At 72.9% G+C, this 24,747-nt stretch carries 19 protein-coding genes and 2 pseudogenes; 7 read left to right on the top strand and 14 right to left on the bottom strand.

The features are described 5' to 3' along the window. Nucleotides 1-397: 397 nt before the first annotated feature. The 6 genes and pseudogenes from A6A27_RS18945 to A6A27_RS18920 all read right to left on the bottom strand — a co-directional run. Nucleotides 398-1,424, bottom strand: a pseudogene (locus tag A6A27_RS18945) (arginase family protein); the annotation flags it as partial. 67 nt (nucleotides 1,425-1,491) lie between these two features. Continuing rightward, nucleotides 1,492-2,397, bottom strand: a complete 906-nt coding sequence (locus A6A27_RS18940; RefSeq protein WP_073835956.1) for a tetratricopeptide repeat protein — start codon at nucleotides 2,395-2,397, stop codon at nucleotides 1,492-1,494. 115 nt (nucleotides 2,398-2,512) lie between these two features. Next, nucleotides 2,513-4,201, bottom strand: a complete 1,689-nt coding sequence (locus A6A27_RS18935) for an acyl-CoA mutase large subunit family protein (RefSeq protein ID WP_073835955.1) — start codon at nucleotides 4,199-4,201, stop codon at nucleotides 2,513-2,515. A 96-nt stretch (nucleotides 4,202-4,297) separates the two neighbouring features. Then, nucleotides 4,298-4,711 carry an Asp23/Gls24 family envelope stress response protein gene (locus A6A27_RS18930; RefSeq protein WP_073835954.1) on the bottom strand — a complete coding sequence of 138 codons (414 nt, stop codon included), beginning with the start codon at nucleotides 4,709-4,711 and terminating at the stop codon, nucleotides 4,298-4,300. An 83-nt stretch (nucleotides 4,712-4,794) separates the two neighbouring features. Next, nucleotides 4,795-5,730: a methylmalonyl Co-A mutase-associated GTPase MeaB gene (gene meaB / locus A6A27_RS18925; protein WP_443189983.1), complete on the bottom strand. Its 936-nt coding sequence runs from the start codon at nucleotides 5,728-5,730 to the stop codon at nucleotides 4,795-4,797. A 124-nt stretch (nucleotides 5,731-5,854) separates the two neighbouring features. After that, nucleotides 5,855-7,051 (bottom strand): acetyl-CoA C-acetyltransferase, encoded by a 1,197-nt coding sequence (locus tag A6A27_RS18920; RefSeq protein ID WP_073835952.1) that lies wholly within the window; start codon nucleotides 7,049-7,051, stop codon nucleotides 5,855-5,857. Between the two features lie 63 nt (nucleotides 7,052-7,114). Here A6A27_RS18920 and mce point away from each other — a divergent pair, with 63 nt between their 5' ends. The 5 genes from mce (at nucleotide 7,115) to A6A27_RS18895 (ending at nucleotide 14,969) form a co-directional block, all read left to right on the top strand. Then, on the top strand, nucleotides 7,115-7,585 hold the full coding sequence (mce, locus tag A6A27_RS18915; RefSeq protein ID WP_073835951.1) for a methylmalonyl-CoA epimerase: 471 nt from the start codon (nucleotides 7,115-7,117) through the stop codon (nucleotides 7,583-7,585). Between the two features lie 269 nt (nucleotides 7,586-7,854). Continuing rightward, on the top strand, nucleotides 7,855-9,210 hold the full coding sequence (gene ccrA, locus A6A27_RS18910; protein ID WP_073836016.1) for a crotonyl-CoA carboxylase/reductase: 1,356 nt from the start codon (nucleotides 7,855-7,857) through the stop codon (nucleotides 9,208-9,210). Between the two features lie 276 nt (nucleotides 9,211-9,486). Next, entirely contained in the window at nucleotides 9,487-10,737 is a 1,251-nt protein-coding gene (locus A6A27_RS18905) for a DivIVA domain-containing protein (protein WP_073835950.1), read from the top strand. Nucleotides 10,738-10,903: 166 nt separating this feature from the next. Next, nucleotides 10,904-13,240 carry a hypothetical protein gene (locus A6A27_RS18900; RefSeq protein WP_073835949.1) on the top strand — a complete coding sequence of 779 codons (2,337 nt, stop codon included), beginning with the start codon at nucleotides 10,904-10,906 and terminating at the stop codon, nucleotides 13,238-13,240. 538 nt (nucleotides 13,241-13,778) lie between these two features. Next, complete coding sequence (locus A6A27_RS18895; RefSeq protein WP_443189980.1) at nucleotides 13,779-14,969, top strand: AI-2E family transporter; 1,191 nt, start codon at nucleotides 13,779-13,781, stop codon at nucleotides 14,967-14,969. Nucleotides 14,970-14,988: 19 nt separating this feature from the next. Here A6A27_RS18895 and A6A27_RS18890 read toward each other — a convergent pair whose 3' ends face one another. The 7 genes and pseudogenes from A6A27_RS18890 to A6A27_RS18860 all read right to left on the bottom strand — a co-directional run bounded on the left by A6A27_RS18890 (nucleotide 14,989) and on the right by A6A27_RS18860 (nucleotide 21,408). Continuing rightward, entirely contained in the window at nucleotides 14,989-15,798 is an 810-nt protein-coding gene (locus A6A27_RS18890; protein WP_073835947.1) for an alpha/beta hydrolase, read from the bottom strand. Between the two features lie 66 nt (nucleotides 15,799-15,864). Further along, a complete protein-coding gene (locus A6A27_RS18885; RefSeq protein WP_073836015.1) occupies nucleotides 15,865-16,197 on the bottom strand; it encodes a hypothetical protein in 333 nt (110 codons plus the stop codon). Nucleotides 16,198-16,254: 57 nt separating this feature from the next. Further along, complete coding sequence (locus tag A6A27_RS18880; protein ID WP_073835946.1) at nucleotides 16,255-17,331, bottom strand: hypothetical protein; 1,077 nt, start codon at nucleotides 17,329-17,331, stop codon at nucleotides 16,255-16,257. Continuing rightward, nucleotides 17,328-17,819, bottom strand: coding sequence for a SigE family RNA polymerase sigma factor (locus A6A27_RS18875; protein ID WP_073835945.1), 492 nt, complete (start codon nucleotides 17,817-17,819; stop codon nucleotides 17,328-17,330). The genes A6A27_RS18880 and A6A27_RS18875 overlap by 4 nt, the downstream gene beginning before the upstream one ends. Nucleotides 17,820-17,860: 41 nt before the next feature. Then, nucleotides 17,861-19,651 (bottom strand): 3-hydroxyacyl-CoA dehydrogenase family protein, encoded by a 1,791-nt coding sequence (locus tag A6A27_RS18870; protein ID WP_073835944.1) that lies wholly within the window; start codon nucleotides 19,649-19,651, stop codon nucleotides 17,861-17,863. 200 nt (nucleotides 19,652-19,851) lie between these two features. Next, nucleotides 19,852-20,917: pseudogene (locus A6A27_RS47545) on the bottom strand (alpha/beta fold hydrolase). 86 nt (nucleotides 20,918-21,003) lie between these two features. Further along, nucleotides 21,004-21,408 carry an FHA domain-containing protein gene (locus A6A27_RS18860; RefSeq protein ID WP_241825337.1) on the bottom strand — a complete coding sequence of 135 codons (405 nt, stop codon included), beginning with the start codon at nucleotides 21,406-21,408 and terminating at the stop codon, nucleotides 21,004-21,006. Nucleotides 21,409-21,691: 283 nt separating this feature from the next. On the opposite strand from A6A27_RS18860, the gene A6A27_RS18855 reads away from it, so the two are divergent. Then, a complete protein-coding gene (locus A6A27_RS18855; RefSeq protein ID WP_073835942.1) occupies nucleotides 21,692-23,194 on the top strand; it encodes an aldehyde dehydrogenase family protein in 1,503 nt (500 codons plus the stop codon). Between the two features lie 18 nt (nucleotides 23,195-23,212). Here A6A27_RS18855 and nucS read toward each other — a convergent pair whose 3' ends face one another. Beyond that, nucleotides 23,213-23,872, bottom strand: a complete 660-nt coding sequence (gene nucS / locus A6A27_RS18850) for an endonuclease NucS (protein WP_073836014.1) — start codon at nucleotides 23,870-23,872, stop codon at nucleotides 23,213-23,215. A 71-nt stretch (nucleotides 23,873-23,943) separates the two neighbouring features. Between nucS and A6A27_RS18845 the strand changes: the two genes are divergently transcribed. Next, nucleotides 23,944-24,561, top strand: a complete 618-nt coding sequence (locus tag A6A27_RS18845) for a DUF4126 domain-containing protein (protein ID WP_073835941.1) — start codon at nucleotides 23,944-23,946, stop codon at nucleotides 24,559-24,561. Nucleotides 24,562-24,747: the final 186 nt, after the last annotated feature.

The following is a 24,747-nucleotide window of genomic DNA, read 5'->3' as shown; positions in this document are numbered from 1 at the left end:
CGTCCCTCTCCCGATCAGGCGAGCGTCGGCGGAGGTCAGGCGATGTCGATGCCCGGCCGCGACGAGGCGTTGCCGGTTGACGCGGTCGGCCCCTCCTCGGCCACTGGTACCCGGCGCAGCAGGCCCGGACCCGCCGACGCGGGCGGCCCGACCGGCTCGGGGGTCGCAGCCGCGTCCCGCGCTGAGACGCGTCGCAGCAGGCCCGACCCCGGACCGACCTGCTCGGGCCCGTCGCCCTCGTCCGCCCCCACCGGTGGCAACGGGCCCGGCCCGGCAGTCCCGGCGGACGGCGCCTCGTCGCTGTCCACGTCGGCGGCCAGGGAGACAGCGGGGTCGCCGTCGGCGAGCTCGCTTGGGGTCGGTGCGGGGCCGATCGGCTCCACGGCGACCGCGGGGGCCGGAGTCGCCACCGGGGAGGGCAGGACGCGGCGGTTCGCGGGACGGCCGTTGCCCGGCCGAGGGGCGGGCGCGACCGGGCCGGACGGCAGCAGCCGCGGCGGCGTCGCGCTGGGCGCGGAGACCGGCGCGAGCCCGGCCACCACGGTGTTGACGATCTCGGCGGCGTACGACCCGTCGGGGTCGTAGTCGGGGTCGAAGACGGTCAGCTCGACCCCGAGGCAGTGCGGGGTGTCCACCAGCCCGGCGAGCAGGATCTCCAGCTCGGCGAAGGCGATCCCGCCCGGGTCGGGGGCGTCGACGGCCGGCATGACCGCCGGGTCGAGCACGTCCACGTCGATGTGCACCCAGTAGCCGGCGCAGTCCGCCAGCTGCTCGTGTGCCCACTGGGCGGTACGGGCGGCACCCTCGGCGCGCAGCGCCGGCACCGGCCGGGTGGTGATGCCGGCGGCCTGCAGGTCGAGCCGGTACTCGTCCTGCGCCCGGATGCCGAGGACCACCACGTCGATGTCCCGGAAGTAGGGGCGTCGCCCCTCGATCGCGGCCAGGTCGGCCTGCCCCCGGCCGGTGACCAGGGCCAGGTCCTCCCCCGCCGCCGCGCCCACGTACGAGGCGTTGCCGGGGTGCCGGAAGTCGGAGTGGCCGTCGACAAAGACCAGCCCGATCCGGCCGCCCACCGCCTCACCGAGCCGGTGCATGGCCAGCGCCGAGCCGAGCAGCACCGAGCAGTCCCCGCCGAGCAGCAGCGGGAACTCCCCCCGGTCGATGATCGCGCCGATCCGGTCGGCCAGCGCCGCCGAGTACGCGGCGATCTCCGGGGCATGGCAGACCCCGTCGCCGGGGCGCCAGTCGCCCGGGTCGTACCGGGGTGGGGTGAGGCAGCCCGCGTCGCGGGCCCGCAGCCGGGCGAGCAGGTCGTGGTCGCGCAGCGCACCCGGAGCCTTGGCGCAGCCCGGGACCGAGCTGGCCGTGGGTGGGCGCAAGCCGAGGTTGGTCGGCGCGTCGAGGACGGCGATCCGGCGCATCATAGGCTCCCGTCCTCGATGATCGGGGCGGGCCGGCCGGTACGCCGGCCCGCGCTGGCGTGCTACGTGCTCAGAACAGGGCGCTCGCCAGGGCCCGCCGGGCCGAGGCGACCGCAGGGTCCTCCGGACCGGCGATGGTGAACAGGCCGACCAGGTGCTGGCGTACCTTCTCCCGGTCGTCACCGGCGGTGCGGCGGACCAGGCCGACCAGGCGCTGGTAGGCCTGCTCGGCCAGGCCGCTGAGCACCTCGATGTCCGCGGCCAGCAGTTGGGCGTCGACGTCGTCGGGGTTGGCCTGCGCGGCGACGAGCGCGGCCTGCGGGTCGGCGCCGGCCACCCGGCGGGCCAGTCCGACCTGGGCCAGCCCCGCCTCCGCCGCCGCGTCCGCCGGGGACTCCGCGAGGATCTTCCGGTAGGCCCGCTCGGCCGCGTCGAGGTCGCCGGTCATCAGCGCGTCGTCGGCCTCGGCGAGGCGCGGGTCCTCGGGCGCCTCGACGCTGACCCCGCCGGCCTTCAGCACGGCCTGGATCCACTGGCGCAGCTGGGCCTCCGGCACCACCCCGGAGAAGGCGTCGATCGGCTGCCCGCCGACGATCGCGTAGACCATCGGGATGCCCTGCACCCGGAACATCTGGGCGATCCGCGGGTTGGCGTCCACGTCCACCTTGGCGAGCACCCACGCGCCGGCGCCCTCCACCGCCAGCCGTTCCAGCACCGGGGAGAGCTGCTTGCACGGCTCGCACCACTCGGCCCAGAAGTCCACAATCACCGGGGTGGTCAGCGAGCGTTCGAGGACCTCGGACTGGAAGGTCGCCTCGGTGACGTCGATGACGCTGACCCCACCGACCGCCCCGCCGGGCGCCCCGGCGGGGGGACCGGACTTGGCCGGGGCGGGATTGGGGGCGGTGCTGCGCAGGGCGCTGAGGTCGACCGCGCCGCGGGTGAAGATCGACGAGGTGATCCGTGGGTCGCTCATGGTTATCTAGTCTCGCACGTGTCCCGCTGAACTCAGATCAACCGCGACGGCGACAGTTGCAACTCTCACGCCAGGTGGGCGCCGGTACCGGGCGTCCCGGCACCGGCGCGGTCACTCAGAAGCGGGCGGGCTCGCGGTAGACGCCCCACTCGGCGCGCAGCGCGTCGCAGATCTCGCCGAGGGTGGCCTCGGCGCGGACCGCGTCCAGCATGGCGGGGATCATGTTCTCCCCGGTCCGGCCGACCTCGACCATGCGCTGCACGGCGGCCTTGACCGCGGCGTCGTCGCGGGCGGCCTTGCGCTCGGCGAGCACCCGGCGCTGCTCCAGCTCCACCTCGTGTGAGATGCGCAGGATCTCCAGCTCCTTGGCGACGGTGCCGGTGTGGCAGTTGACGCCGACGATCTTCTTGTCGCCCTTCTCCAGCGCCTGCTGGTAGACGAAGGCCGACTCGGCGATGTGCCCGGTGAACCAGCCGTCCTCGATGCCGCGCAGGATGCCCGAGGTCATCGGGCCGATCTTGTGCGGGCCGTCGCCGCCGAGCTGCTTGATCCGGGCGAAGATCTCCTCCGCCTCGGCCTCGATCCGGTCGGTGAGCGCCTCGACGTACCAGGAGCCGCCGAGCGGGTCGGCCACGTTGGTCACCCCGGTCTCCTCCATCAGCACCTGCTGGGTACGCAGGGCGATCTCGGCCGACTCGTCGGTGGGCAGGGCCAGGGTCTCGTCGAGAGCGTTGGTGTGCAGCGAGTTGGTGCCGCCGAGCACCGCCGCGAGGGCCTCCACCGCGGTACGCACCACGTTGTTGACCGGCTGCTGGGCGGTCAGCGACACCCCGGCGGTCTGGGTGTGGAACTTCAGCCAGAGCGCCTTCTCGCTGGTGGCGCCGTAGACGTCGCGCAGCCACCGGGCCCAGATCCGGCGGGCGGCCCGGAACTTGGCGATCTCCTCGAAGAAGTCCACGTGGGAGTCGAAGAAGAAGCTCAGCCCCGGGGCGAAGACGTTGACATCCAGCCCGCGGGAGAGCCCCAGCTCGACGTAGCCGAACCCGTCGGCCAGGGTGTACGCCAGCTCCTGCGCGGCGGTCGCGCCAGCCTCGCGGATGTGGTAGCCGGAGACCGACAGCGGCTTGTACTTCGGGATCTCCCGGGCGCAGTACTCCATCAGGTCGCCGATCAGGCGCAGGTGCGGCTCCGGGTCGAAGAGCCACTCCTTCTGCGCGATGTACTCCTTGAAGATGTCCGTCTGGAGCGTGCCGTCCAGCCGGGACAGGTCGGCGCCCTGCCGCTCGGCGGCGACCAGGTACATGCAGAAGACCGGCACGGCCGGGCCGGAGATGGTCATCGAGGTGGTCACGCCGGCCAGGTCGATGCCGTTGAACAGCACCTCCATGTCGGCGGCCGAGTCGATCGCCACGCCGCAGTGGCCGACCTCACCGAGCGACTGCGGGTCGTCGGAGTCGCGGCCCATCAGCGTCGGCATGTCGAAGGCGACGGAGAGCCCACCGCCGCCGGCGCCGAGGATCATCTGGTAGCGCTCGTTGGTCTGCTGGGCGTTGCCGAAGCCGGCGAACTGCCGGATGGTCCAGGTCCGCCCGCGGTAGCCGGTCGGGTAGAGCCCCCGGGTGTACGGGAACTCGCCCGGCCAGCCGATCCGCTCGAATCCGGGGTAGGGCACGCCCTCCGGCGGGCCGTACACCGGGTCCACGGTCATGCCGGAGAGCGTGGTGAAGTCCGCGTCCCGCTTGCGGGCGGCGTCGTAGCGGGCCTGCCAGCGGGCCCGACCGGCGGCGATCTCGTCGGCGTCCATGCGCGGAGCTCCTCCTCGAGTCCTCGACTGAAGACCGAGTGTAGAACGGTGGCCTGAACGATCGCTAAGGATCTGGGTACCGGCCGGTAACCAGGCTCAGGCCGACGGTGCCACCGGGCCGCCCAGGGCGACGTCGTCGACCCGGATGTTGATCTCGTCGACCCGCAGCCCGTACGCCTCCACCGCCGAGGTCACCGCCGAACGGACCGCGTCGGTCACCTCGGGGACCGGCCGGCCTCCGTCGATCACGATGACCAGGTTGACCACCGCCGCGCCGTTGGTGACGTGCGCCGAGCAACCCCGCCGCGCGTCGCCGACCTGGTCCAGCCCGACCCGGTCCAGCACCGCGTTGAAGAACCGCGCCACGTCGCCACCGAGCTCGGCCACCCCGGGCACGGACTTCGCGGCGGCCACCGCGATCTTCTCCACCACCTCGTCGGAGACGTGCGTCGCGCCGCCCGCCACCGCGTCCGGCGTCACCGACAGCTCCTGGGTCGCCTCGTCAGCCATGCTCCACCCGCCCCTCGTCCAACCCCACGATCGCCATGAGGCGGTGCGAGCGTACTAGTTGGGCCAGGTCCGCAGTGGACCGCTCAGGCCCCCAGCTGGGCCAGCAAATCGGCGGCGGCGGCGTACGGGTCGATCGCACCCTCGGCCACCTTGGCGGCGAGCGTCGGCAGTTGCGTACCGTCGCGCAGCGAACCGATCCGGGCCCGGAGGGTGCCGAGCGCGATCGCCTCGATCTCGGCGGCGGCCCGCGCCTCCCGGCGGCGGCGCAGCTCGCCGTGCCGCTCCAGCCAGTCCCGGTGCTTGTCGATCGCGGCGGCGATGTCGTCGATCCCCTCGCCGCGCGCGGCGATCGCCCGGACCACCTGCGGCCGCCACTCCCCCGGCCCGCGCTCGCCCAGCGCGATCATGCCCTGGATGTCACGGACGGTGGCGTCGGCGCCGTCCCGGTCGGCCTTGTTGACCACAAAGACGTCGGCGATCTCCAGGATGCCGGCCTTGACCGCCTGGATGGCGTCGCCCATGCCCGGGGCGAGCAGCACCAGCGTGGTGTCGGCCAGCGAGGCCACCTCGACCTCGGCCTGCCCGACGCCCACGGTCTCCACCAGCACCACGTCGCAGCCAGCGCCCTCCAGCACCCGGACCGCCTGCGGCGTCGCCGCGGAGAGCCCGCCGAGGTGCCCCCGGCTGGACATCGAGCGGATGTAGACGCCGGGGTCGGTCGCGTGGTCCTGCATCCGGACCCGGTCGCCGAGGATCGCCCCGCCGGTGAACGGGCTGGACGGGTCGATGGCCAGCACCCCGACCCGGTGACCGCGCGCCCGCAGCGCCCGGACCAGCTCATTGGTCGTGGTCGACTTGCCCACCCCGGGCGACCCGGTCAGCCCGACCACCTGGGCGTGCCCGGCGTACGGCGCGAGAGCCGCCGCGACCTGCGGCAGCACCTCGTCGCCGGACTCGACCAGAGTGATCAGCCGGGCCACCGCGCGGGGGTCACCCGCGCGGGCCCGCTCCACCAGCATCGGCACGTCCCGGCTGCGACGCACCGATCCGGTGGCCGCGGCCGGGGCGTTCTCGACGGTTTCGCTCACTTTGCCGCCTTAGTTCGCGACTGCGGGGCTCGCAAACCCGGCTCACTCCGCACGCTCACTGGTCAGCGGCACCCGACGGCACGTGGATGATCAGCGCGTCGCCCTGGCCGCCGCCGCCGCAGAGCGCGGCCGCGCCGGTGCCGCCGCCCCGGCGCTTGAGCTCCAGCGCCAGGGTGAGCACCAGCCGGGCGCCGGACATGCCGATCGGGTGGCCGAGCGCGATGGCACCGCCGTTGACGTTGACCTTCTCCGGGCTGACGGCCAAGTCCCGGGTGGACTGGATGCCGACCGCGGCGAACGCCTCGTTGATCTCGATGAGGTCGAGGTCGGAGACGGTCAGGCCGGCCTTCTTCAAGGCGTGGTTGATGGCGTTGGACGGCTGCGAGTGCAGGGAGTTGTCCGGGCCGGCCACGTTGCCGTGCGCGCCGATCTCGGCCAGCCAGGTCAGCCCCAGCTCCTTGGCCTTGGCCTTGCTCATCACCACCACAGCGGCGGCGCCGTCGGAGATCGGCGAGGAGCTGCCGGCGGTGATGGTGCCGTCCTTGGCGAACGCCGGGCGCAGCTTGGCCAGCGACTCGGCCGTGGTGTCCGGACGGATGCCCTCGTCCTCGCTGATCACCAGCGGGTCACCCTTGCGCTGCGGGATGACCACCGGGGTGATCTCCTCGGCGAAGTGGCCGTTCTTCTGGGCGGCCGCGGCGCGCTGGTGGCTGGCCGCCGCGAAGGCGTCCTGCTCCGTGCGGGTGATGCCGTGCTTCGCCCCGTGCCGCTCGGTCGACTCGCCCATTGAGCAGCAGTCCCAGGCGTCGGTGAGGCCGTCCAGGGCCATGTGGTCCTTGATCGTGACGTCGCCGTACTTGTAGCCGCTGCGCTGGCCGAGCAGCAGGTGCGGGGCGTTGGTCATCGACTCCATGCCGCCGGCCACCACGATGTCGAACTCGCCGGCCCGGATGAGCTGGTCGGCCAGCGCGATGGCGTCCAGACCGGAGAGGCAGACCTTGTTGATGGTCAGCGCCGGGGTGGTCATCGGGATGCCCGCCTCGACGGCCGCCTGGCGGGCCGGGATCTGACCCGCGCCGGCCTGAAGCACCTGCCCCATGATCACGTACTGCACCTGGTCGGGGGTCACGCCGGCGCGCTCCAGCGCCGACTTGATCGCGATGCCACCGAGCTTCGTCGCCGGGAGGTCCTTGAGGTTGCCCAGCAGGCGCCCCATCGGGGTCCGCGCGCCGCTGACGATCACCGAAGCCATGCCTGCCTCCGAGGGGGGGTGCCGACCTGTACGCCTTAACGATTGTTCGGTCAGACTAGCGCCATGGCTGAGAACTCCCCCGTCGAGCCCGCTGCCGACTATGTCACAGACATCGGCCTGCGCCGCATCGACCACGTCGGGATCGCCGTGGCGGACCTGGACGCCGCGATCGACTTCTACCAGCGCACCTTCGGGATGCGCTGCGTGCACATCGAGACGAACGCCGAGCAGGGCGTACGCGAGGCGATGCTGGCCGTCGGGCCGACCACCGAGGGTGGCTGCGTGCAACTGCTCGCCCCACTGTCGCCGGAGTCGACGATCGCGAAGTTCCTGGACCGCAACGGGCCGGGCGTGCAGCAGGTCGCATACACGGTGACCGACATCGACGCGGCCTGCGCGGCGCTGCGCGAGCGGGGCGTACGGCTGCTCTACGAGACCCCGAAGCGGGGCACCGCCGACTCCCGGATCAACTTCGTGCATCCGAAGGACGCCGGCGGCGTCCTGGTCGAGCTGGTCGAGCCGGCCACCCGGTGAGCCGCGGGGAGGGTCGAGTGGCCCTCCCCCACCCGCGGGAACGCGCGGCGGTGCGCGGTTCGGCGGTCCCGCGGACGTCTCCACGCATCGGCGGATGCAGTTTTTCACAGGGGGCTTCCGGCCCTAGCTACCGTTCAGTAACGTCCGGCCCCACAGGAGTGCGACCGGTGCCGGATGTGTCGATTGCCGACATGGCGGACCCGTCGCACCGGCGCCGACGATGGCAGCACCCCTGCCCCGGTGTGGGTGCGGACGAACGGGAGGTCACCGTGCAGGACATCCTCGATGCGATCATGGCGGCGGAGGGCTCCGCGCAGCCGGAGCGGGAACTCGCCGGCCTCGCCGGCCTGGCGGTACCGGAGAGCTACCGGGGCGTGGTCGTCCGCGCCGAGGACACCCGGATGTTCGACGGCATGGCCACCCGGGACAAGGACCCGCGCAAGGCGCTGCACCTCCAGGAGGTGCCCACCCCGGAGCTCGGCCCGGGTGAGGCGCTGGTCGCGGTGATGGCCAGCGCGATCAACTACAACACGGTCTGGACCAGCATCTTCGAGCCGCTGCCGACCTTCAGGTTCCTCCAGCGCTACGGCCGCGTCTCCGACCTGGCCCGGCGGCACGACCTGCCGTACCACGTGGTGGGGTCGGACGCGGCCGGCGTGGTGCTGCGGACCGGGCCCGGGGTGACCCGGTGGAAGGTCGGCGACGAGGTGGTCGCGCACTGCCTCTCGGTGGAACTGGAGGACGCGGCCGGCCACGACGACACCATGCTCGACCCGCAGCAGCGGATCTGGGGCTTCGAGACCAACTTCGGCGGCCTGGCCGAGCTGGCCGTGGTCAAGGCCAACCAGCTCATGCCGAAACCGCGCCACCTGAGCTGGGAGGAAGCAGCCAGCCCCGGCCTGGTCAACTCCACCGCGTACCGGCAGCTCGTCTCCCACCACGGGGCGAACATGAAGCAGGGCGACGTGGTGCTGATCTGGGGTGCCTCCGGCGGCCTGGGCAGCTACGCCACCCAGATGGCGCTGGGCGGCGGGGCGATCCCGGTCTGCGTGGTCTCCTCGCCGGAGAAGGCCGAGCTGTGCCGGCGGATGGGCGCCGAGCTGGTCATCGACCGGGCCGCCGAGGGCTTCCGGTTCTGGCGGGACGAGGAGACCCAGGATCCGGACGAGTGGCGCCGCTTCGGCGAGCGGATCCGCGAACTGACCGGCGGCGAGGACCCGGACATCGTCTTCGAGCACCCCGGCCGGGAGACCTTCGGCGCCAGTGTCTACGTCGCCAAGCGCGGCGGCACCATCGTCACCTGCGCCTCCACCAGCGGCTACCAGCACCAGTACGACAACCGCTACCTCTGGATGCACCTCAAGCGGATCGTCGGCAGCCACTTCGCCAACTACCACGAGGCCTGGCAGGCCAACCGGCTCGTCGCGCTCGGCAAGGTCCATCCGACGGTCTCGCGGACCTATCCGTTGGCGCAGACCGGCCAGGCCGCGTACGAGGTGCACCACAACACACACCAGGGCAAGGTGGGCGTGCGCTGTCTCGCCCCAAACGACGGCCTCGGTGTCCGCGACAGCGAGCTGCGCGCCCGGCACGAAACGGCGATCAACCGGTTCCGCGGGCACTGACCCGTCCGGGTGATCCCGGCACCATCCGCATGGTGGAGGCATTGCGCTTTCCATTGCGCCGTGCGCGATTCGGCGATGCTCGACAAAGGGCCGCGGGCCACCGACCCACGGCCCTTTCCGCGCGCGCCTCGCGTCCCGCCCGGCGCGCCTGGGAGCTGCCAAGATCGCCGGTTCAGCCCGGTCCCAACCGGCTCCCGAAGTTGACCATGTAAACAGGACACGAAAGCTTCGGACCGCTCTTGCGAAGCACCCTGGGGCGTCTGCCAGTATGTCCCAATGCCCCAGCAGCAGTCCTCCCCTCTTGCGTTCTTCGATAACGCGAACACGCAGCCAGATTTCACCGTCGGCCTGCGCGGATACAACACCAACCAGGTCGACGACTTCATCGGCCGGTTGAGCGCCGCGCTGAGCCAGTCCGAGCAGGCCCGGGCCGAGGCCGAGCAGCGGATGAACGACGCCCAGCGTCGGCTCCGCCAGGCCGAGCAGCGCCAGGGCGCGTTGGAGCAGAAGCTCGCCGACACCAACAAGCAGCTCGAGGAGAACAGCCGGCCGACCCTCTCCGGCCTGGGCACCCGCGTCGAGCAGATCCTCCGGCTGGCCGAGGAGCAGGCCAACGACCACCGCAACGAGGCGAAGCGCGAGTCGGAGGGCATCCTCTCCGCGGCCCGCCTCGAGGCGCGCGAGATCACCGACAAGGCACGCGCCGAGGCGGCCGCCATGAAGGCCACCGCCGAGCGGGAGGCCGGCAGCGTCCGTACCGCCGCCGAGCGGGAGGCCGCCGAGGTCCGGGTGCAGGCCCGCCGCGAGGCGGACACCCTGCGCGCCGACGCCGAGCGGGAGACCAAGCAGCTGCGTACGGTCACCGCCCACGAGGTGGCCGAGCTGAAGTCCACCGTCGAGCGTGAGGTCGCCACCCTGCGCGCCACCGCCGAGCGGGAGATCACCCAGCAGCGGGCCAAGGCCGCTCGGGAGGCCGAGGAGAAGCGCGCCGAGGCGACCAAGCTGCTGACCGACGCGCGGGACAAGCGCGACAAGGACCTCCAGGCCCTGGAGCTCCAGCTCGCCGAGCGGCGGGAGAAGGCCGAGCGCGAGGAGTCCGAGCGGCACGCCGCCCAGGTGGCGCAGACCCAGAAGCTGGTCAGCGAGGCCGAGCAGCGGGCCCGGGCCGCCCAGGAGCGGGCCAAGGAGATCGAGCAGCGGGCCGAGGCCCGCCGGGTCGAGTCCGAGCGCACCGCCAACGAGACGGTGGACAAGGCCAAGGCGCTGGCCGACAAGACCCTGAACGAGGCGAAGGCCGAGGCGCAGCGCCTGCTCAGCGAGGCCCGCACCGAGGCGGAACTGACCACCCAGGCGGCCCGCCGCGAGGTCGAGGACCTCACCCGGCAGAAGGACGCCGTCACCTCGCAGCTCGGGCAGATGCTCTCCGGCCTCGCCGGCATCGTGCCTGGCGTGCCGGGCGGCGGCGCCAAGCCGGCGGCGAAGTCCGGTGGCGCCGAGGAGAAGGTGACCGCCGAGTCGGCCAGCTGAGACACCCGCACCGGGGCATGAGCCACGGCGCGGGGTGACACCGGGTAACCGGTGCCACCCCGCGCCGTCATGCATTTCCCGCCCGTTTCGAAAGGTCAGTGAAGTAGGTCCCAGCAGGGGCGTCCGTATCGCCCCAGCAGAGCCGGATGCGTGTGAGGATGGGGGCATGTCGCACGGCGAGGAACTGTTCGCCCTCGGCGGGGACGTGACCACGGAGCCCAGCTTCGAGTCCGCGCTGCGGGGGTACGACAAACGACAGGTCGACCGATACGTCGCTCGTGCGGAGCACGAGATCACGGCGCTGACGGCCGAGCGGGAGCAGGCGTACACCCAGATCCACAAGCTGGCCGGCCAGGTCGAGGTGCTGCAACGCGACCTCGCCCAGGTGCGCAAGCAGGTGGGCGTGGTGGACCGAGCCTCGTTCCGGCACCTCGGTCCCCGGGTCGAGCAGATCCTCCTGATGGCCGAGGAGCAGGCGGACGAGATCGTCGCCGCGGCCAACGAGGAGATCGAGGCCCGTCGTGCGGCCGCCGAGCACATCATCGAGGAGGCCCGGGAGCAGTCCGCCCAGGCCCTCAAGGACTTCGAGATCGCCCTCGCCGCCCGGCGGGCCGAGGAGGAGCGACTCACCGCCGCTCGCAAGGCCGAGGCGGAGGCCACCCTCACGGCGGCCAAGGAGGAGGCCACCAAGCTCCGCAAGGACGCCACCGAGGAGACCACCAAGCTCCGCAAGGACGCCGCCGAGGAGACCACCAAGCTCCGCAAGGACGCCGCCGAGGAGACCACCAAGCTCCGCCGTGACGCGAACGACGAGGCCACCAGGCTGCGCCGGACGGCCCAGACGGCGCTGGCCACGGCTCAGCAGGAGGCGACCCAGCTCCGGGACACCGCCAAGGAGATCCACAGCCGCGCCCAGCAGGAGGCCGCCCGACTGCGCGAGGCCGCCAAGGAGGCGCTGGCCAAGGCCCAGAAGGAGGCGACCCAGCTCCGCGAGGCGGCCAAGGAGGTGCACGGCAAGGCGCAGCAGGAGGCCAAGCGCCTCACCGAATCCGCGGCCGAGGCCGGCCGAGCCACCCACGCCAAGGCGCTCGCCGAGGCCAAGAAGATCGTCGAAGACTCGGAGGAGGCGGCGAAGGCCACCCGGGGCCAGGCCCGCACCGAGGCCAGCAGGCTCGCCGCCGAGGCTGCCGAGGCCGGCAAGCGCAACCGCGCCGAGGTCGACGCGTACGTCCAGCGGATGCGCACCGAGACCGAGGCGTACGTCCAGCAGGCCCGCGCCCAGACGCAGCAGGAGCTGGGCGCCTGGCGGGCCGGAGTGGAGAAGGAGGTCAACGCCCGGCGGGACGCGGCCGACAAGCAGTTCGCCCAGCGCCGCGCGACCGCCGAGCAGGAGTACGCCAAGCGTCGCGACGAGCTCGACAAGCAGCACAAGAAGCGGCAGGACGAGCTGGAGAAGGCGTACGCCACCCGCCGCCAGGAGATCGAGCAGAGTGCCGCCAAGATCCGGAAGGCGGCCGAGCAGGACGCGCTCAACATGCGCCGGCAGGCCGAGGAGGAGGGTGCCGAGCTGCTGCGCCGGGCCGAGGTCGACGCCGCCGACAAGCGCCGCAAGGCCGACGAGCACGTCGCCGCCTCGCGCCGCCAGTTCGAGGAGTACGCGGCCACCACCCAGCAGCATCTGGCCACCACCCAGCAGCACCTCGCCGCCACCCAGCAGGAGGTGGCCGCCGGCCGGCAGCAGCTCGCCCAGGTGATGTTGGAGATCGCCCACGCCCAGCAGGAGCTGGCGGACCTGCGGACGGAGACGTGGAAGTCCCGCCAGGAGTCCGACGACCTCCAGCGCAAGCTCGCCGAGCTGCGGTTGACGGCGAGCAGCGCCGGCCTGGCCACCACCCCGGTGGACCCGGACGAGCTGGCCACAACCCCCGGGGGTGACTCCGGCGCGGCCGCGCCGACGGCCGGTCCGGATACCACTCCGGTCACCGGCAAGACCACCACGCCGGGGGCCAGCAAGGCCACCACGCCGACGGCCGGCAAGGGCACCACGCCAGTGACCGGCAAGGAGACCGCGCCGGTGAGCTCCGGGAAGGACACGACGCCGGTGGCCGGCAAGGACACCGCGCCAGGGACGCCCGACACGGCCACGGCGCCAGCCGCCGGCAAGGACACCGCGCCGGTCAGCGCGAAGAGCACCACGACGGTCTCCCCCGAGGGCGCCGATTCCGCGCCGGCGGCGACCGGGGAGCCGGCGACGGCCCCGGAGCCGGCCGTGGACGGCAGCCCGGCCCGCCCGGCCGCCGAACCGGTGACCACCGTGGACGGAGGCGCCGCCACCGCCGGCGTGGACGGCGAGCCGACCGTGGCCGCCGTACCCGGCGAGGGCGGCCGGGGCGCCACTCCCACGAAGATCACCAGCACCGGCGAGAACGGCAAGCGCCCGACCAAGCCCACCACCGACGAACGAAGCGCCAAGCCGAGCGCCGTGAAGGTCGAGTCCGACTGACGCAGGCGTCGCGGCGGACGGACGAGCCGGGGCCTCCTGGCAGGCATGTTCGCGTCCGTCCGCGCCGCCGGGCCCGATAGATCGGCCAACCTCGCTGGCGGCGCCTCCGCCCGGACCCCCGCCAGATCACCGACCTCGCAGTGTCCCGGTCCGCCCGTCCCCGGATCGGAGGTCGCCGGATCGGAGGTCGCCGTGGGACACGCGCCGCCGGGAAAATGCCTTCCCGACGCGCGGCGGCCGCCGCACTCCTGGCGCTGCTGGGCCGCCCGCGCCGCCGGGAAGCAGGGCACGCCGCCAGCCGCCGCCGGGAAGCCGCAGCAGGTCGCCAGCCGCCGCCGGGGACGCCGCGGTGGGCCGCCGGGGTGGCTGACCACTGCGGGCGGGGCAGGGCTGGCCGAGGGAAGCCCGGCCGGATAACCTGCCGAGCAGCGGGCTGCCGCGGGGACGGCGACGCCCGGCTGGCCGATCCGGGTCACCCGGCCGGCCCGGCGAGCTGGACTCCGATCGCGTACGACGGAGCGGGATGCGGGGAGGTCAGGTGGCGCAGGACGGGCGGCCGGGCGACGGCCGACCGGAGGACGAGGACCCGCTGGGCGCGCTCCGCCCCGAGGACGGCCCGACCCCCGAGTCCGGACGGCGCACCGTCGAGCAGGCGACCGAACCGACCGAGTTCGAGCCGAGCGGGCGGTTCGGCGTGCCGGGCAAGCCGCTGCGCCGCAGCGCCTTCCTGGTCGGTTTCACCGGGGCGCTCGGCGTGCTGCTGGCGTACGCGGTCTTCCTGGGCATCCGCAACGCCGCCGGCATCCTGGTGCTGGTGGTCATCGCGCTGTTCCTCGCGGTGGGTCTGCACCCGGCGGTGGTCCGGTTGCGCCGCTGGGGGCTGCCGCACGGGCTGGCCGTCGCGGTGGTGACCCTGACCGTACTGCTGCTGATCATCGGTGGGCTGCTGGCGCTGGTGCCCCCGGTGGTGACCCAGTCCGGGCAGTTCATCACGCACCTGCCCGGCTACGTCGAGGAACTGCGCCGCAACCCCACCGTCAACGATCTCATCGAGCGGTACGACGTGATGGAACGGGTCCGCGCGGCGGCGAACGCGGACACCATCAGCCGGGCCCTCGGCGGCGTGCTGGGCGGCGCTCAGCTGATCTTCGGCACCATCCTCCGGGTGCTGACCGTGCTGGTGCTGACGATCTACTTCCTGGCGTACTTCGACCGGCTACGTGACCTCGGTTATGCGCTGGTGCCCCGCACCCGCCGGGAACGCGTCCGGCTGATCGGCGACGAGATCCTGACCCGGGTCGGCGCGTACATGGTGGGCGCGCTCGCCATCGCGGTGCTGGCCGGGGCGAGCAGCTTCGTCTTCGCGCTGGCGGTCGGGCTGCCGTACCCGTTCGCGCTGGCCGTGGTGGTCGCGGTGACCGACCTGATCCCGCAGATCGGGGCGACCCTGGGCGCGGTGGTGGTGTCCCTGGTGGGTTTCGCGACCGACCTGCCCGTCGGCGTCGCCTGCCTGGTCTTCTTCCTGGTCTACCAGCAGGTGGAGAACTACCTGATCTATCCGAAGATCATGCGCCGGGCGGTCTCGGTCAACGAGGTGGCGGCGCTGCTCGGCGCGCTGCTCGGGGTGTCGCTGCTGGGCGTGGTCGGCGCGCTGATCGCCATCCCGATGGTGGCCGCCCTCCAGCTCATCCTCCGGGAGGTGGTCCTGCCCCGGCAGGACTCCCGCTGACCGGCCCGGGTGCCCGGGGTCAGCCCGCCTGCCGCTGCTGCGGGCCGGGGACCGGGGTGTCGGCGAACGCGGCCACGGTCCGGTCGGCGTACGCGCTGACGTCGCCGGTCTCCATCGGCCCGTCCCAGGTGGTCGGCAGCGGCACCGGCACGGCCGGGTTGACCCGCCGGACGATCTCGTCGAGCACGGTCTCCGCGTCGCCGACCCACAGGTGCTTGGCGCCGGGCACCCCGACCACCTCGGCCTGCGGCACGTCCGCGAACCGCTCCCGGGCCTCCGCCGGGCGGAGGTAATCGTCGAACTCGGGCACCAGGGCGGTGAGCGGGCGGCCCGACTCGGCCCAGACGGCGAGGTCCGCCGGCTCGGAGAAGCGCAGCGGCGGGGAGAGCAGGATCGCCCCGGCCACCGCCGGATCGCAGCCGTACTTGAGCGCCAGATCGGTGCCGAACGACCAGCCGACCAGCCAGATGTTCGGCAGCTCGTGGAACTCGGCGTACTCGATGGCGGCGGCGACGTCGAAGCGCTCGCCGACGGCGCCGTCGAAGGCTCCCTCGCTGGTCCCCCGGACGCTGCTGGTGCCCCGGGTATTGAACCGCAGCACGGCCAGGTCGGCCAGCGCGGGCAGCCGCCACGCCGCCTTCCGGAACACGTGGCTGTCCATCATCCCGCCGTGGGTGGGCAGCGGGTGCAGGCAGACCAGCGTGCCGACCGGTGCCCGGTCCAGCGGCCGGGCCAGCTCACCGACCAGCGTCAGCCCGTCGGCGGTGTGCAGCTCGATGTCCTCCCGGTGACCGGGCAGGATCGACGACGCACGGATCGAGGTGCTCACCGTCCCAGTCTCGCGCGCCGCCGTCCCCGCCGCCTGCCCGGGCGGAAACAGGGTGACGCAGATCGCTCAGCCGTACCGAGGGGCGCCGCGTCCGCGCTGGAGGTTCGGCCCGCGCCGGTCCCGGGCCCGCCAGCAGCCGCTGTGCCAGTGCCGCCGGTCGGTGAGGTCGCCCCGGTCGTCAGCCGGCCAGGCCACCACGTGCGCCACCCCCGGACGGATCTCCTGGTCGCAGCCGGGACAGCGGTACGTCTTGACGGACGCCCCGCCGGTGATCCCGCGTACCTGCCAGTCGCCGTCGCGCCACTGCTGGACGGTGGGCACGCCCTGGCGGGCCCGCTCGGAGTCCAGGTGGGTGGTCTCGTCCCGGCGGGGACGGTTGCGACGGGGGCTCACGGTCAACAAGCGTACGTTCCGCCGGCCGGACCGGCCCGGATCGGGCGGCCCGGCCGGCACCGGTCACTCCCAGGTCTCCGGGTCGGTCAGAACCTTCGCCACCTGCGCCCCGGCCAGCACGGTGGAGGCGTCGGCCTCGGTGAAGCTCCGGTAGCCCTTGGGTGGAGCGTCGCCCGGCCACGGCCAACCGAACTCGGCGGTCAGGTGCGCTTTCGGGATGCCGAGCAGGTCCAGCTTTGTCCCGTCGGGGGACAGGTAGGCGGGGCGACCACCCACTGTGCGGTTGCTCTGGTCGCGGTTGGCGGCGATCTGCGCCCCGTACAGCAGCAGCACCCGCATCGTCGCCGACGGCTCCTTTCGGCTGAGGGTGAGCTCGACGTTGAGTCCCGTCGGGAAGGCGGTGGCGTCGACGGAGCAGGCGGTCACGGTCGTACCCTCCGGCAGCGTGGTCAGCCGCAGCGGGGACGCGCACCGTCGTGCCTCGTCCCAGCGGACGGCGTCAACGGCCCGGTCCAGGGCGGCCCGGTCGCCGCCGAGCATGCTCGCCCGGGCGTACAGGCCGGGGACGGGCTGCCAGGCCTTGATCAGACCGGCCCCGCCCCGGATCTGTCGAACGGCGCCGTCGAAGGTCAGCGGGATCACGGCCTCATCGATGGGGACGCCGTCGATGAGGAATTCGTTGACCGCCTGAGCGGATGGGCTCACCTCGACCAGGACCGGCTGCCCGCTCCCGACGCTGAACCGGATCGACTCGACCTGGGGGCCGTGGACGGCCCAGCGCAGGTAGCGAGCCTGGCTGGGGTCCACGCCCAGGTGCAGCGCCTGCGGGTCGGTACCGACCAGGTCGGGTCGCTGGGCGGCGCCGGGCACCCCGTCGGCGCGGGGCGGCACCGGCGGGGCGGCACTCGGCGTGGCCGCCGTCCAGGGCAGCCGCCCGGGCAGCCCGCCGAGGTCGGCGCCGGTCACCCCGACGAAGCCGAGGACCCCGACCAGGGCGAGGGCGGTGCCCGTCGCGGCCCGTCGGCGCATTTGGCGGCGGCGGCCCCGGACCCGCGAGGCCCGCAGCAGCCGGCCGGTGTCGATCTCTCCCTCGGCGCGCTCCCGCAGCGCCGAGGTGATCCGCTCGTCGAGGTCGGTCACGGCCGGCTCCCGTTGGTCGTCGGGACGCCGCAGCGCTCCCGGAGGTGGGCGAGCGCCCGCATCGCATGGGTACGGACGGTGACCGGGGAGCAGTCGAGGATCTGGGCGATCGTGGTGTCGTCCAGGTCCTCGTAGTAGCGCAGCACCAGCACGGCGCGCTGGCGGTCGGGCAGCGCCCGGATCAGCCGCCACATCTCGTCCCGGGCGGCCGCCTCACCACCGAGGTCGCCCCGGTGGGCCTGCTCGGCGAAAGTGTCGACAGCCAGTTCGCGGTTCGACCGCCGGCGCCACCAGGAGGCGTTGGCGTTGACCAGCATCCGCCGTACGTACACGTCGGGCCGGTCGGCGCCGGCGATCTTCCGCCAGTGCACGTACGCGCGGGCCAGGACGTCCTGGGTCAGGTCCTCGGCGCGGTGCGCGTCGCCGGTCAGTAGCCGGGCCAGGCGTAACAGGGCCGGGCGGCTGCCGACGTACTCCTCGAAGGTCACATCCTCAAGACGCCGTAACCGGCGTCCTTTGTTGACCCGAATCAGAGGTGCGTGTGGTCGCGGAAGCCGCGCCCGCTCTTGCGACCGAGGTAGCCGGCGGTGACCAGGTGCTCAAGCAGCGGCGCGGGGGCGAAGCCCGGCTCGCGCAGCTCCAGGTAGAGCTCCCGCTGGATGGCCAGTGCGACGTCCAGGCCGACCACGTCGAGCAGCTCGAACGGGCCCATCGGGTAGCCGCAGCCCAGCTTCATGGCGTGATCGATGTCGTCGGCGGTCGAGTAGCTGGCCTCCAGCATCTTCACCGCATCGTTCAGGTACGGGAAGAGCAGCGCGTTGACGATGAAGCCGGACCGGTCACCGCAGACCACGCCGGTCTTGCCGAGCACCGCGCAGACGGCACGGGCGGTGGCGGCGGCCTCCGCCGAGGTGCGGATGGTCCGCACGATCTCCACCAGCGGCATAATCGGCGCTGGGTTGAAGAAGTGCAGGCCGATCACGTCCGCCGGGCGCTGGGTGGCCATCGCCACGTCGATCACCGGCAGCGAGGAGGTGGTGGTGGCGAGCACCACGCCCGGCTTGCAGATCTCGTCGAGGCTGGCGAAGAGGGCCTTCTTGACGCTCAATTCCTCGACCACTGCCTCGACCACGAGGTCGACGTCGGCGAGGTGGTCGAGGGTGGCCGACCAGGTGACCCGGCCCAGCGCGGCGTCCCGGTCGGTCTCGCTGAGCTTGCCCCTGACCACGCCCTTGTTGAGCGAGGTCTTGACCGCCTCGCAGACCTTCGCGGACTTCTCCGCGCCCCGGGTCACCGAGATGACCTCGTACCCGGCCTTGGCGAAGACCTCGATGATGCCGGTGGCCATCGTCCCGGAGCCGACGACGCCGACCTTGGCGACGACCCGGGCCCCGTCGGCGAGGCCGGCCTCCGTCGCCACTGGCGTCTGCTCGTCCGGTACGACCTTCGGCGAGCCCGGCCGCTCGTAGGTGTAGAAGCCGCGGCCGGACTTTCGCCCGAGCAGCCCGGCGGTGACCATCTGCTTGATCAGCGGCACCGGGGCGTGCCGGCGGTCCCGGCCGCCGCGCCGGTACATGGTGTCCAGGATCTCGTACGCGGTGTCCAGGCCGATCAGGTCCATCAGCGCGAGCGGGCCCATCGGCAGGCCGCAGCCGAGCTTCATGGCGGCGTCGATGTCCTCGCGGCTCGCGTACCGCGCCTCGAACAGGCTCACCGCGTGGTTCAGGTAGCCGAAGAGCAGCGCGTTGGCGATGAAGCCAGCCCGGTCGTTGATGGTCACGTCGACCTTGCCGAGCCGCGTGCAGAGCGCCTCCACGTCGGCCACCACGTCGGCGGAGGTGACCACGGTGCGGACCACCTCGACCAGCTTCATGATCGGGGCCGGGTTGAAGAAGTGGATGCCGATGACCTGGTTGGGCCGGGTGGTGGCGACCGAGATCTCGGTGACGCTCAGCGAGGAGGTGTTGGTGGCCAGGATGGCCTCGGGCTTGCAGACCCGGTCCAGCTCGGCGAAGATCCGCTGCTTCAGGTCCAGGTGCTCGGGCACCGCCTCGATCACCAGGTCCACCGAGTGCAGCGCACCCAGCCCGACCTGGAAGTCGACCCGGCTCAGCAGGGCGTCCCGGTCGGCCTCGGCGAGCTTGCCCTTGGCCACGGCGCGGTCGGTCGACCCGGTGAGGGTGGCCCGGCCACGCTCCAGGGCGGCCGCCGAGATCTCCACGGCCACCACGTCGATGCCGTTGCGGGCGAACACCTCGACGATGCCGGCACCCATGGTGCCCAGACCCACCACACCCACTCTGGTGAACTCGCGCGCCACGACCGGCCTCCCCTTGGTTGACTCCGCCGTTGCCGACATGAACGGCCGCTAAGGTTATGCGCCGGAGTCTGCCACGTGACTCTACGTTGTCGAGACGCCGTGGGATATTTCACGACGTCCGTCACTCTCCGCCCCGGCCTGCGGCCCCGGGCGCGCCCGGGGCCGCAGGCCGGGCACCGACGCGCGCCGGCGTCGCCGGGTCAGACCTCGGCGGGCGCCCCGACCAGCGCCAGCAACTCCGCGACGAACTCGGCCGGCCGTTCCAGGTGCGGGCTGTGACCGCAACCGGGCAGCACCACCTCCCGGTACGTCCCGCCGGCGGCCGCGTACCGGTCCAGCACCGCCCGGGTCTGACCCCACCATGGGCTGGGGCGGGCAGTCCGCCGCTCCCGGCCAGCCCGGCACCGCACCCAGCGACCCCAGGTACGCCAGGTCGAACAGCGAGGTGTCCGAGACGATCACGTCGGCGTCGCCGCGTACCCAGGTCACCGGCGGCTTGGCCGAGACGGCGACCAGCTCGTCGGCGACCCGGAACCAGGCGGGAGCCAGCGCGTTCAGCACCCCGCGCTCGCCGGCCGCCGTTCCCGGCCAGTGCGCGGAGGTGATCGCCGTGCCCGGGTAGTTGTCGTCCCCGGTGGCGGTGGTGAGCATGCTGTCCAGCAGCAGCTCCTCGGCCTCGCCCAGCGACGCCGGGTCGGCCACGTACGCCGCGCGCAGCACGTTCCGCGGGCTGGTCGGGCCCTCCTCGCCCCGGTCCTGTGCGGCGAGCCGGGCGACGAAGTCGGGGTTGGCGGTGCCGCCGCCGGTGCCCGCGAAGTCGGGCGTGGTCGGGGTGCCGTCGAGGTCCCGGGTCCCACCGAACCCGTACGGGGAGACCGGCGCCTCGAGCAGCAGCCCGGCCACCCGCTCGGGATGGTCGACCAGCAGCCGCATCGCCACCCCGCCGCCAAGCGAGTGCCCGACCACCACCGGCCCCGCGCCGGGGGCGAACAGCCCGGGGGCATCGAGCAGGGCGGACACGTCGTCGGCGAAGTCGGCGAGGCCGCGGGTTGCGTCGACCGGGGCGGTGGCGGTGTCGCCGTACCCGCGCAGGTCGGGCGCGACCACGCGGAGCATCTCCGGCAGCCGCCGCAGCAGCGGCTCCCAGAACGCCGACGACGAGACGTTGCCGTGGATCAGCAGCACCGGTACGCCGTCCGGCGGACCGGCCACCCGCACCGACTGGGTGATGCCGTTGGCCTGGACGCTGTGCCGTGTGCTCCGCATCCGCGCATGCTGGCACACCGGCCCGACCCGGTCCATGTGCCCGCGCCCCATCCCGGACCGCTCCCTGGCGTGGACGGGCCCGGTGGTCAGGAGTGCGCGTCGACCGACAGCGACCGGCCCTCGCGCGGCACGGGCACCCGTGGGGCCGACGGCCGGGGCAGCGGCACGGTCGGCCGGTGGCTCGGGGCCGGGAGGTCGAAGCTCATTCCGACCGGGTCGGTCCGGGCCACGCCCGGGTCGAAGTAGCGCAGGTCGGTACGGCCGAGCCGGACCACGTCACCGTCGGAGAGCGGCACGCTACCGCTGATCCGCTGGTCGTTGAGCCAGGTGCCGTTGGTCGAGCCGAGGTCGGTCAGCCAGGCCCCCTCGGGGGTCAGCTGCACCGTGGCGTGCCGCCGGCTCAGATGCGGATCGGCGAGCACGATGTGGGCGCTCGGCGCCCGGCCGATCACCAGCGGGTCCCGACCGACGCGGAAGCTGAGTCCGCGCATCGCCCCACCCGACACCGTCAAAAGCGGCATCAGCTCCGGATGTTCCTCCATTGACAGTCGCCCCTCCGGTCGCCCTGCGGCGTCAGCCTGCCAGCTCACCGTAATCGCCGTCACCACCGGGTGGTTACCCTCGCGACCCCGGCCGGTCAACTTCTGTTCGCCGTTTCGGACTCATTCACCAGTCACATCCGTCGATCCCCCGAACTTCCGGCGTCGCAGCCAGGGCGGGTCGCGCGGGACGCCGGACCTACCGGCGAGTAACGTTCGGGTCTAGACTTCGGCCATGACGGCTGTGCATGTCCCGGGGACCCCGATCATCGAGGACGGTCGGCTGGTGTCCACCAGCCCGGCTACCGGCGCCGAGGCCGGACGGCTCCCGGTGGCGACCGCGGCGGACGTACGGGACGCGGTCGAACAGGCGCGCGCCGCCGGCCAGTGGTGGGCCGGCCTGGGCTTCACCGGCCGCCGGCAGCGGCTGCTGCGCTGGCGCGGCGTCCTCGCCGGACGGATCGAGGAGCTGGCCGAGCTGGTGCACGCCGAGGGCGGCAAGCCGGTCGCCGACGCGGTCGTCGAGATCCTCACCGCGCTGGAGCACATCGACTGGGCCGCCCGCAACGCCCGCCGGGTGCTCGGGCCGCGGCGGGTGCGCACCCGGCTGATCCTCGCCGAGTTCACCGGACACCTCGAATACCAGCCGTACGGGGTGGTCGGGGTGATCGGCCCGTGGAACTACCCCGTCTTCACCCCGATCGGCTCCGCCGCGTACGCCCTCGCCGCCGGCAACGCGGTGGTGTTCAAGCCGAGCGAGTACACCCCGGCCGTCGGGCAGTGGCTGGTGGACCGCTTCGCCGAGGTGGTGCCGGAGCAGCCCGTCCTCACCGCCGTGCACGGGCTCGGCGAGGTGGGCGCCGCGCTGTGCCGCGCCGGGGTCGGTAAGCTCGCCTTCACCGGCTCCACCGCCACCGCCAAGAAGGTGATGGCGGCCTGCGCCGAGACCCTCACCCCGGTGCTGCTCGAGGCGGGCGGCAAGGACGCGATGGTCGTGGACGCCGACGCCGACCTGGACGCCGCCGCCGAGGCATGCGTCTGGGGTGCGCTGACCAACGCCGGCCAGACCTGCATCGGCATCGAGCGGGTCTACGCCGTCGACCCGGTCTACGACGCCTTCCTCGACAAGCTGGTGGCGAAGGCCGGCCGGCTCACCGTCGGCCCGGAGGGTGCCGACATCGGCCCGATCACCATGCCCGCCCAGCTCGACATCATCCGCCGGCACATCGACGACGCGGTCGCCCGCGGCGGCCGGGCGGTGCTCGGCGGCCCCGAGGCAGTGCGACCGCCGTACGTGCACCCGACCGTGCTGGTGGACGTCCCGGAGGACTCGGCCGCCGTCCGCGAGGAGACCTTCGGCCCGACCCTGACGGTCAACCGGGTCCGCGACGTCGACGAGGCCGTCGCGCGGGCCAACGCCCTCTCGTACGGTCTCGGGGGTTCGGTCTTCGGCCGGAAGCGGGCGGTGGCGGTCGCGCGGCGGCTGCGCTCCGGGATGGCCGCGATCAACTCGACGCTCACCTTCGCCGGCATGTCCACACTGCCGTTCGGCGGGGTCGGCGACTCCGGCTTCGGCCGGATCCACGGTGAGGACGGGCTGCGCGAATTCGGCCGGGCCAAGGCGATCACCCGGCGCCGGGGGCCCTCCCTGCTGCCGTCGATGACCTTCGAGCGCACCCCGGCCGACGTCGCCCGCCTGGTCAAGGTCGCCAAGCTGAGGTACGGCCGGGGCCGCTGACGGTCGGCGGACCCGGAATCAGAACAGGGTCAGCTCGTCGCGCTCGATGCCGCGCAGCTTGTCGTAGTCGACCACCACGCAGCGGATCCCCCGGTCGGTGGCGAGCACCCGGGCCTGCGGCTTGATCTCCTGGGCGGCGAACACGCCGGTGACCGGGGCCAGCAGCGGATCGCGGTTCATCAGCTCCAGGTAGCGGGTGAGCTGCTCCACGCCGTCGATCTCGCCGCGCCGCTTCACCTCGACCGCGACCGCACCCTGGTTGGCGTCCCGGCAGAGCAGGTCGACCGGGCCGATCGCGGTCATGTACTCCCGCCGGACCAGCGTGAAACCCTCGCCCAGGGTCTCCGGGTTGGCGGCCAGCAGCTCCTGCAGGTGGGCCTCCACACCGTCCTTACGCAGGCCCGGGTCGACACCCAGCTCGTACGAGGTGTCCTGGAAGATCTCCTCCAGGGTGATGCGCAGCTCCTCGCCGGCCTTGTTGACCACCCGCCAGACGCCGGGAGCCTCCTCCAACCGGCACGGCGGGCTCATCCAGTTCAACGGCTTGTACGCCCGGTCGTCCGCGTGGATCGACACCGAGCCGTCCGCCTTCACCATGAGCAGCCGGGTGGCCGGCGGCAGGTGTGCCGAGAGCCGTCCGACGTAGTCCACCGAGCACTTCGCAATCACCAACCGCACCCGACGAGGGTAGCCGAGCACCCGGCGCCCGTCGGCGAGCGCCACTGGCGTACCGGTGCGATATTGAGATCGTGCTCGAAGTCCTCACCGGTTCCGGCCTCGCCGCCTCGGCCGGCCTGAACGCCTACATCCCGCTCCTCCTCATGGGTCTGCTGGCGCGCTACACCGACCTGGTCGACCTGCCCGGCGGGTGGCAGTGGCTGGGCAACGGCTGGGTCATCCTGATCCTCGCCGTGCTGCTCACTATCGAGGTGGTCGCCGACAAGGTGCCGGTGGTCGACCACGTCAACGACGTGGTGCAGACGGTGGTCCGGCCGACCGCGGGCGGCCTGGCCTTCGGCGCCGGCTCCAGCTCGGAAACCGTCACGGTCAGCGACCCGGACACCTTCTTCTCCTCGCACCAGTGGGTGCCGGTGGTGGTCGGCGTCCTCATCGCGCTCGGCGTGCACCTGCTCAAGTCGGCAGCCCGCCCGGTCATCAACGCGACCACCGCTGGCTTCGGCGCCCCGGTCGCCAGCACCGCCGAGGACGCCACGAGCGCGGTGATGTCGGTGGTGGCGATCCTGCTGCCGGTGCTGGTGCTGGCGTTCCTGCTCGGGTTCGTGCTGTTCTTCGGCTGGTTCCTGCGGCGGCGCAAGGACCGGCGCCGGGAACGCGCGGCAGCCCGCGCGGCTGGGTTCCGGGTCTGATCCTTCCTGCCCTTGGTTGCTCTTGGGATTGGTTGCTCTTCGGCCGGGCGCTACGCGGCTCGCGGTTGCTCCTTGGTTGCTCTTGTGGGCTGGGGGCGACCGTGCCCGGCTCCGGGGTTTTATTCGTGCTTCCGGTTGTGGGCTGGGTTGGCCGTGGGCGCTGCTGCGCCAGTGCGCGCTTCGGGA

Source organism: Micromonospora sp. CB01531, from assembly GCF_001905095.1.
GTDB lineage: Bacteria > Actinomycetota > Actinomycetes > Mycobacteriales > Micromonosporaceae > Micromonospora.
The sequence above is the reverse complement of the archived record's forward strand: the minus strand, read 5'-3'. Positions and strand labels throughout refer to the sequence as shown.

Bases quoted from the DNA above. Each gene is read 5' to 3' on its own strand.
- A6A27_RS18940 (WP_073835956.1), bottom strand. From the start codon at position 2,397: ATGAGCGACCCACGGATCACCTCGTCGATCTTCACCCGCGGCGCGGTC.
- A6A27_RS18935 (WP_073835955.1), bottom strand. From the start codon at position 4,201: ATGGACGCCGACGAGATCGCCGCCGGTCGGGCCCGCTGGCAGGCCCGC.
- A6A27_RS18930 (WP_073835954.1), bottom strand. From the start codon at position 4,711: ATGGCTGACGAGGCGACCCAGGAGCTGTCGGTGACGCCGGACGCGGTG.
- meaB (WP_443189983.1), bottom strand. From the start codon at position 5,730: ATGCTGGTGGAGCGGGCCCGCGCGGGTGACCCCCGCGCGGTGGCCCGG.
- A6A27_RS18920 (WP_073835952.1), bottom strand. From the start codon at position 7,051: ATGGCTTCGGTGATCGTCAGCGGCGCGCGGACCCCGATGGGGCGCCTG.
- mce (WP_073835951.1), top strand. From the start codon at position 7,115: ATGGCTGAGAACTCCCCCGTCGAGCCCGCTGCCGACTATGTCACAGAC.
- A6A27_RS18905 (WP_073835950.1), top strand. From the start codon at position 9,487: ATGCCCCAGCAGCAGTCCTCCCCTCTTGCGTTCTTCGATAACGCGAAC.
- A6A27_RS18900 (WP_073835949.1), top strand. From the start codon at position 10,904: ATGTCGCACGGCGAGGAACTGTTCGCCCTCGGCGGGGACGTGACCACG.
- A6A27_RS18860 (WP_241825337.1), bottom strand. From the start codon at position 21,408: ATGCGCGGACTCAGCTTCCGCGTCGGTCGGGACCCGCTGGTGATCGGC.
- A6A27_RS18855 (WP_073835942.1), top strand. From the start codon at position 21,692: ATGACGGCTGTGCATGTCCCGGGGACCCCGATCATCGAGGACGGTCGG.